General features: G+C 69.4%; 1 rRNA gene. It reads left to right on the forward strand.

From position 1 onward, the window contains the following. A 5S ribosomal RNA gene (gene rrf / locus ITJ68_RS18040) occupies window positions 1–76 on the forward strand; the annotation flags it as partial. Between the last annotated feature and the right edge of the window lie 730 nt (window positions 77–806).

Raw genomic sequence — 806 nt, forward strand, 5'->3', positions numbered from 1 at the left:
GAACCCGGAAGCTAAGCCTCTCAGCGCCGATGGTACTGCAAGGGGGACCTTGTGGGAGAGTAGGACGCCGCCGGACTCAACGTAAGAAAAGATGTGGCCATCGGCCCTCCATCGAGAACTCGCAGGGGAGACCCTCGTTCTCGTGGAAGGCCGGTGGCCATTTCTGTTTTCCACGCCCGAGCGTGACTCGACGTGCCGCCCGGTCCGTGATGGACTGGGACGGCCCGGCGTCATGCAGGGCGCACACAACGACACAGCGGACGACCGCCGGCGCAGCAGCACCGGCACGCATGAGGAGCAACGGTGGCGAACGACGACGAACGGCGCAACGACCGCGACGACGAGCGGGGGGAACGACCGCGTCGCGATGGCGACAGCGCTCCTCGGGGCGACGGAGCTCCTCGTCGTGACGGGCCGCCCCGTCGTGACGGCCAGGGCGCTGGCCGTGGTGGTTGGTCGTCCGGGCCTCGCGAGTTCGAGCGTCGAGAGAGCGATCGGCGCGATCGGCCCTCTCGTGACGGCGACCGTCCGGCGCGCACTGACCGGCCGGCGCGCGACAGCGCTCCGGGCCGTGGGTTCCGTGACGGCGGTCAGCGTTCCGACCGACCGGCATGGCGTGGAGACCGGGACGACGCTGGTCGCCCGCCTCGGTCGGGTGGCTCGCGATCGGACCGCCCGTCGGGTTCGGACCGTCCGCGTCGTGATGGGGATCGTCCGTTCAACTCGGATCGTCCGCGTCGTGATGGGGATCGTCCGTTCAACTCGGATCGTCCGCGTCGTGATGGGGATCGTCCGTTCAACTCGGA

Origin of the sequence: Curtobacterium sp. VKM Ac-1395 (assembly GCF_015350975.1) — a bacterium.
In the GTDB taxonomy this organism is placed as follows: Bacteria; Actinomycetota; Actinomycetes; order Actinomycetales; family Microbacteriaceae; genus Curtobacterium.